Origin of the sequence: Streptomyces palmae, from assembly GCF_004684805.1 — a bacterium.
Lineage (GTDB): Bacteria > Actinomycetota > Actinomycetes > Streptomycetales > Streptomycetaceae > Streptomyces > Streptomyces palmae.
Genome location: NZ_SRID01000403.1, coordinates 1 through 6,116, shown reverse-complemented (window position 1 = coordinate 6,116; position 6,116 = coordinate 1). Strand labels below are relative to the sequence as shown.

At 74.7% G+C, this 6,116-nt stretch carries 7 protein-coding genes; 5 read left to right on the top strand and 2 right to left on the bottom strand.

Annotated elements, in window-relative coordinates; translation table 11 throughout:
- A partial coding sequence (locus tag E4099_RS27835) for an LLM class flavin-dependent oxidoreductase (RefSeq protein WP_135341887.1) occupies positions 1-603 on the top strand: 603 nt, incomplete at its 5' end.
- A gap of 314 nt (positions 604-917) precedes the next feature.
- On the opposite strand, the gene E4099_RS27830 is transcribed toward E4099_RS27835, so the two are convergent.
- Positions 918-2,117: a glycosyltransferase gene (locus E4099_RS27830; protein ID WP_135341886.1), complete on the bottom strand. Its 1,200-nt coding sequence runs from the start codon at positions 2,115-2,117 to the stop codon at positions 918-920.
- A gap of 511 nt (positions 2,118-2,628) precedes the next feature.
- Here E4099_RS27830 and E4099_RS27825 point away from each other — a divergent pair.
- Positions 2,629-2,955 (top strand): chaplin, encoded by a 327-nt coding sequence (locus E4099_RS27825; RefSeq protein WP_135341885.1) that lies wholly within the window; start codon positions 2,629-2,631, stop codon positions 2,953-2,955.
- A gap of 79 nt (positions 2,956-3,034) precedes the next feature.
- On the opposite strand, the gene E4099_RS27820 is transcribed toward E4099_RS27825, so the two are convergent.
- Entirely contained in the window at positions 3,035-4,690 is a 1,656-nt protein-coding gene (locus E4099_RS27820; protein ID WP_135341884.1) for an FAD-binding dehydrogenase, read from the bottom strand.
- A 156-nt stretch (positions 4,691-4,846) separates the two neighbouring features.
- On the opposite strand from E4099_RS27820, the gene E4099_RS27815 reads away from it, so the two are divergent.
- From E4099_RS27815 to E4099_RS27805, 3 genes are read left to right on the top strand one after another with little or no spacing between them, the layout of a single operon-like run.
- Entirely contained in the window at positions 4,847-5,395 is a 549-nt protein-coding gene (locus E4099_RS27815) for an NUDIX hydrolase (protein WP_135341883.1), read from the top strand.
- A complete protein-coding gene (locus E4099_RS27810) occupies positions 5,382-5,789 on the top strand; it encodes a YidH family protein (protein ID WP_135341882.1) in 408 nt (135 codons plus the stop codon). The genes E4099_RS27815 and E4099_RS27810 overlap by 14 nt, the downstream gene beginning before the upstream one ends.
- A complete protein-coding gene (locus E4099_RS27805; RefSeq protein WP_135341881.1) occupies positions 5,789-6,100 on the top strand; it encodes a DUF202 domain-containing protein in 312 nt (103 codons plus the stop codon). The genes E4099_RS27810 and E4099_RS27805 overlap by 1 nt, the downstream gene beginning before the upstream one ends.
- The last annotated feature ends 16 nt before the right edge of the window (positions 6,101-6,116 follow it).

Here is a 6,116-nt window from a genome sequence, read left to right as displayed (position 1 = left end):
GGGTTGTGGGACCGGATCGCCGACATGGGGGTGCCACGGCTGACGCCGGGCGCGGCCGTGGACGCCTTCGAGGAGGCGATCACCCTGGTCAAGCTGCTGTCCGGGGGTGGCCCGCCGGTCACCTACCGGGGCCGCCACTACCAGGTGGAGGGGATCGAGCCGGCCCCGGTGGCCGCGCCCGAGGTGTGGGCCGGGTCGGTCGGCCCCAAGTCCCTGGCCGCCGCCGGCCGGGTGGCCGACGGCTGGATCCCGGGCCACGCCGCGGACTGGCTCAGCGAGCGCTACCGCACGTCCCGGCCGATCGTCGACGAGGCGGCGGCCGCCGCGGGCCGTGCCCCGGGCGCGGTCCGCACCGTCTTCAACCTCCCCGGGCGCATCACCGACCGGCCGCTGCCCGCCACCCGCGACCACGAGGGCCGGTGGATCGGCGGCTCGGTGGAGCAGTGGGTCGAGGAGTTGACCGGAGCCGTGGTGGAGCACGGTGCCTCGGGTTTCACCCTCTTCGCCCCCGACCACGGAACACCGGACCTCGCCACCCTCGGTCGCTGGGCCCGGGAGATCGCCCCGGCCGTACGGGAGGCGGTCGCCAAGGAGAGCGCCTGAGGTCCCGTCACCCACCGGGCCGGCCAGGGTCCCGGGGGGAGACGCGGAGGGGTCCGGCGCGGCTGGGGTATGCGCCGGACCCCTTTCGGCACTCCCCGGGGGACGGGGCGCGCCACGACCGGACTCCGGGGTGAGGTCGGAATCCGAATCTGGATCATGTCTATCCGCGCCCTCCAGAGGGTCGCAATGCCGGATTCAGGAAGCTGCCAGCCGCTCCACGATGCGGACGGTGGTTGCTCATTTCGGACGCTGACCAGCGCTTCGGGGCTCCCTGGGCGCCGGGGAGCGGTGTGCGGTCCGGCGGGCGCGAGGGGCTAACGCCTGGGATCCAGGAGAGCCGGGAACGGGCGTTGCCCCGGGGCCGGGGCCGGCCCGCGGGCGCAGCCGTCGGTGCCGTGCCGGGCGGTGTGGTCGTAGAGCGCCATCAGCCGGCGGGCGGCGCGGCTGACGGCGTACCGTTCGACCGCTGCGGGCACCGGCAGCCGCCGCCCGCCGCCCGCGGCGGCGTGTTCGCGCAGCGCGGCGGCCAGCCGGGCGGCGTCCGGGGCGATCCGCCGGGCGCCGGGGGCCGCCTCGGCAGGCAGTTCGTCGAGCGCCGGGCAGTGGGCGTGCAGCACCGGCAGTCCGGCGGCGAGGGCCTCCAGTACGGCGAGCCCGAACACCTCCTCCGGGGACGGGGAGACGAAGAGGTCCATGGCGGCGAGCAGCCCGGGGATGTCGGCCGGCCTGTCCCCCGCGGTCTCCACCACGCCGTCCCGCTCGCCCAGCAGCCGTACCCGCTCGGCCACCTGGAGCCCGTACGCCAGGGTGTGCAGCCGGTGCCGCTCCGGGCCGTCACCGACCAGCAGCAGCCTGGCCCCCGGCACCTCGGCGACGGCGCGCAGCAGCAGGTCGTAGCGTTTGCCCGGGGCCAGCCGGCCCACCGCGCCGATGACGAACTCCCGCTCGGCCAGTCCGAGCCGCTTGCGCGCGGCGGCGCGCAGTCCGGGGTCGAAGCGGAAGTGGTCGGCGTCGATGCCGTACGGGATCAGGTGCACCCGGCCGCTGGGCACGCCCCAGGCGCGGAGCCGGTCGGCGACGGTGGCGGAGACCGCGACGGTGGCAGAGCCGAGGCGTTCGGAGGCGAGGTAGGCGGCGCGGGCCCGCAGGGTGTGCGGGTGGCCCTCGGGCCGGGTGCCGCCGAGCGAGTGCTCGGTGGCGACGACCGCGCGCACTCCGGCAAGCCGGGCGGCGGTCCGGCCCAGGACGCAGGCCCGGAAGAGATGGGTGTGCACCAGGTCGTAGCCTCCGGCGCGGATCAGCCGCACCAGCCTGGGCAGTGCCGGAAGGTCGCGGGGGCCGGCCGGGCCGAGGGCGGTGACCGGGGTGCCGTCGGCCCGGATGCCGGGCCCGACGGTGCCGACTCCGGTGAGGCTGACGACGTCGCAGCGCACCGGCAGCCGGCGCAGCAGCAGGCGCAGTTGCTGTTCGGCGCCGCCCGCGTCGAGACCGGTGATGATGTGCAGGACTCGCATCACGACCCTTCGGTGGTGTCGGGTACGGCCCACCCCGCCACCGTGCGCGGCCCCGGTGGTGGGCCGTCGCCCCGGTCGAAGCGGTGGGCGGCCGGCCCCGCACGCCCGCGGAGGCCGATGTCCACGCCGCCCGCGACCGCGGCGGAGGCCGATGACCGCGCCACTGCCGGCCGCGGCAGGCCGATGACCGCGCCACAACCGACCGCGCGGAAGACGACGCGCCACTGCCGACCATGGCAGAAGACAAGATGTCCATCACCTCGGACGCGCGCGGAATGGGCCGTCGGGGTGGTCGCTCGCGCCCGGGGCTCCGCCGGCCGCCGAAACCCGGGTCGAGTCCGCGGCCGCCCTGGTGCGGATGCTCCGCCGCTCGCCAGGGGTGGGGAGGTCGGAAGGTTCAGTTCAGACCGACAAGTGCACGAATGATGCCATCGGGTGATCATGCGCACCTTGACTTGTTTCGCTTCGTTGTAGAAATTGCCCCATTCGCAACACGGAAAGGATTCTGACGGTGAACCGAATCGTCAGGGCTGCGGGTATCGCCGCCGCCGGCTGTGTACTCCTTGTCGGCAGTGCCGGCGCCGCCGACGCGTGCGGCAAGGGCCAGCAGACCAGGGCCGGCACCAAGGGCACCAAGAGCGAGCGTGTCGACGACAGGCGTCACCATCACCACCACCATGGCGCGGAGGCCGAGGGCGTGGCCGTCGGCTCGCCGGGAGTCCTCAGCGGCGACGTGGTGCAGGTGCCGATCGACATCCCGGTGGAGATCTGCGGAGACACCATCAACATCATCGGGGTCCTCAACTCGGCGGTCCACAACGTGTGCGTCATCGGCTGAGCCGGCTTCGCATCGGGCCGGGCCGTCGGAGCGCTCCTCCGGCGGCCCGGCCCGTTGTGTCGGAGGCGCGGGACGCGACCTACCCCACGGCCCGGGCCGCCGCGCGGCCGGCGGTGCGACCGGAGAAGATGCAGCCGCCCAGGAAGGTGCCCTCCAGGGCGCGGTAGCCGTGCACGCCGCCTCCGCCGAAGCCCGCCGCCTCGCCGGCCGCGTAGAGTCCGGGCAGCGGCTCGCCGCCCTCGGTGAGCACCCGGGAGTGGAGGTCGGTCTCCAGCCCGCCCAGGGTCTTGCGGGTGAGGATGTGCAGCCGAACGGCGATCAGCGGCCCGGCCGAGCGGTCCAGGATCCGGTGCGGCGCGGCGGTGCGTATGAGCCGGTCGCCCAGGTATCTGCGGGCCCCACGGAGGGCCGTGACCTGGAGGTCCTTGGTGTAGGGGTTGGCGATGGCACGGTCCCGGGCGGCGACCTCGCGGTGGAGTGCCGCCGCGTCGATCAGCGGCTCCCCGATCAGGTCGTTCATCCGTCCGGCCAGCCGGTCCAGGGTCGGCTCGACGAGGAAGTCGGCTCCGTGGTCCAAGAAGGCCCGGACCGGTGCCGGCACCCCGCCCCGGGCCCGGCCCAGTACGTCGCGGAGCCGCTTGCCGGTCAGGTCGGGGTTCTGCTCGGAACCGGAGAGGGTGAACTCCTTCTCCGCCATCTTCCGGGTGAGCACGAACCAGGTGTGGTCGTACCCGGTGCCCATGATGTGCTCGAGGGTGCCGAGGGTGTCGAAGCCGGGGAAGAGCGGCACCGGCAGCCGGCTGCCGTGGGCGTCCAGCCACAGCGGGGACGGCCCGCTGAGGATGCGGATGCCGTGCTGGGGCCAGATCGGGTCCCAGTTGCGGATGCCCTCGGTGTAGTGCCACATCCGGTCCCGGTTGATCAGTCGGGCGCCGGCGTCCTCGGCGACGCCGATCATCGCCCCGTCCACATGCGCGGGCACCCCGGAGATCATGGTCTTGGGCGGGCTGCCCAGCCGCTTCGGCCAGTTGCGGCGGACCAGGTCGTGGTTGCCGCCGATACCGCCGGAGGTGACGATCACGGCCTGCGCGCGCAGTTCGAAGGCGCCGGTGACCTCGCGACTGCTGGGTGTGCCGCGCTCGGCGTCGCTGGGCGCCAGGATCTCGCCGCTGACGGTGTCCAGCGCGCCGGCGCTGCGGGAGAGCCCGGTGACGCGGTGCCGGAAGCGCAGGTGCACCCGGCCGCGGGCCACGCCCGCCCGGACCCGGCGTTCGAAGGGGGCCACCACGCCGGGCCCGGTGCCCCAGGTGATGTGGAAGCGGGGCACCGAGTTGCCGTGCCCGGTGGCGGCGTACCCACCGCGCTCGGCCCAGCCGACGACCGGGAACAGCCGCAGGCCCTGGGCGCGCAGCCAGGAGCGCTTCTCCCCGGACGCGAAGTCCACGTACGCCTCGGCCCAGCGGCGCGGCCAGTGGTCCTCGGGGCGGTCGAAGCCGGCCGTGCCCAGCCAGTCCTGCCAGGCCAGCGCCTGGCTGTCGCGGATGCGCAGCCTGCGCTGCTCGGGTGAGTCGACCAGGAAGAGTCCACCGAAGGACCAGTGGGCCTGCCCGCCGAGGGACTGCTCGGGTTCCTGGTCGAGCAGGATCACCGAGCGTCCCGCCTCGGCGAGTTCGGCGGTGGCGGCGAGTCCCGCGAGTCCCGCTCCGATCACGATCACGTCCGCGTCGTACGCCATGTGCCATCCCTGCCAGGGCTCGCCCGGAAGCGCACCGGGTGTGCGGCCGGCTTGTGGGGCGATCCTGCCTACCCGCCGGTAAGGCGTCAACCACTCCGACACCACTCGTCGCCCCGCCCCAGCCGCTGGGCCCGTCCGATCTGCTTGTATGGCGGTATGCCCGATCAAGAGCCTCTTTCGGTCGATGAACTGCTGGACATCGTGGACGAGCGGGACCGCGTGGTGGGCCAGGCCCGGCGCGCCGAGGCCACCGCCCGCAGACTGCGCCACCGATGCGCCTTCGTCCTGGTACGGGATGGCGCGGACCGGATCTTCGTACACCGGCGGACCGCCCGGAAGCTGGTGTTCCCCTCGAAGTACGACCTGTTCGTCGGCGGTGTGGTGGGCGCGGGCGAGTCCTACGACCAGGCGGCGCTGCGCGAGGCCGAGGAGGAACTGGGCGTCTCCGGGCTGCCCGTGCCGGAGCCGCTGTTCGGCTTCCTCTACGAGTCCCCGGAGCACACCTGGTGGAGCCGGGTCTACCAGGTGCGCTGCGAGCTGCCGGTGGCACCGCAGGAGTCGGAGGTCGCCTGGCACACGTTCCTCACCGAGCAGGAGGTGGCCGAGCGCCTGGACACCTGGGACTGGGTGCCGGACGGCCTGGAGGCGTACCGGCGGCTGCTCTCCTGGCGCGCCGGGGAGGCGCGGCCGCATGCCCCGTCCTGAGCCGCGCGGCGCCGTCGCGCGGCTGCGGCTGTGGTTCGAGCCGGAGCGGGTGCGGGCGGAGGGGACGACCCCGGACTACCGCTTCTCGCTCGCCAACGAGCGCACCTTCCTGGCCTGGCTGCGGACCGGACTGGCGCTGGTGGGCGGCGGCTTCGCGGTGAACCAGTTCCTGCCGGACTCGGAGCGCGTGCCGCGGGTGGTGCTGGCCGTGGTGCTGCTGGCCGGCGGTGCGGTGTGCGCGGTCCGGGCGGTCGACCGCTGGGTGCGCTGCGAGCTGGCGATGCGGCGCGGCGAGGATCTGCCGCCCTCCCGGTTCCCGGCCCTGCTGGGGGTCGGGGTGGGGCTGCTGGCGGTGGCGATGGTGCTGGTCGTGGCGTTCGGCTGGACCCGCTGATGGCCTCGGCCGGACGGGACCCGGGCCTCCAGCCGGAGCGGACCCGGCTGGCCTGGCGGCGCGCCACGCTCGCCTGCACGGTGGCCGCGGTGTTCGCGCTGCGGCAGGTGCTGCGGGGCGGGGCCCATCCGGTGCCGCTGCTGATGGCCTCTCTGGTGGCGCTGGCGTGGCTGGCGTTCCTGGCCGGGGCGCAGCTGCGGATCACCGCCCTGTCCGCGGGACGCCCACCGGTGCTGTCCACCCGGCTGGCGGTGCTGGCGGCCGGCTGCGCGGTGGCACTCGCGGTGTGCGGGGCGGTGGCCCTGGGGTGAAGGGGCGGCCCTGGGC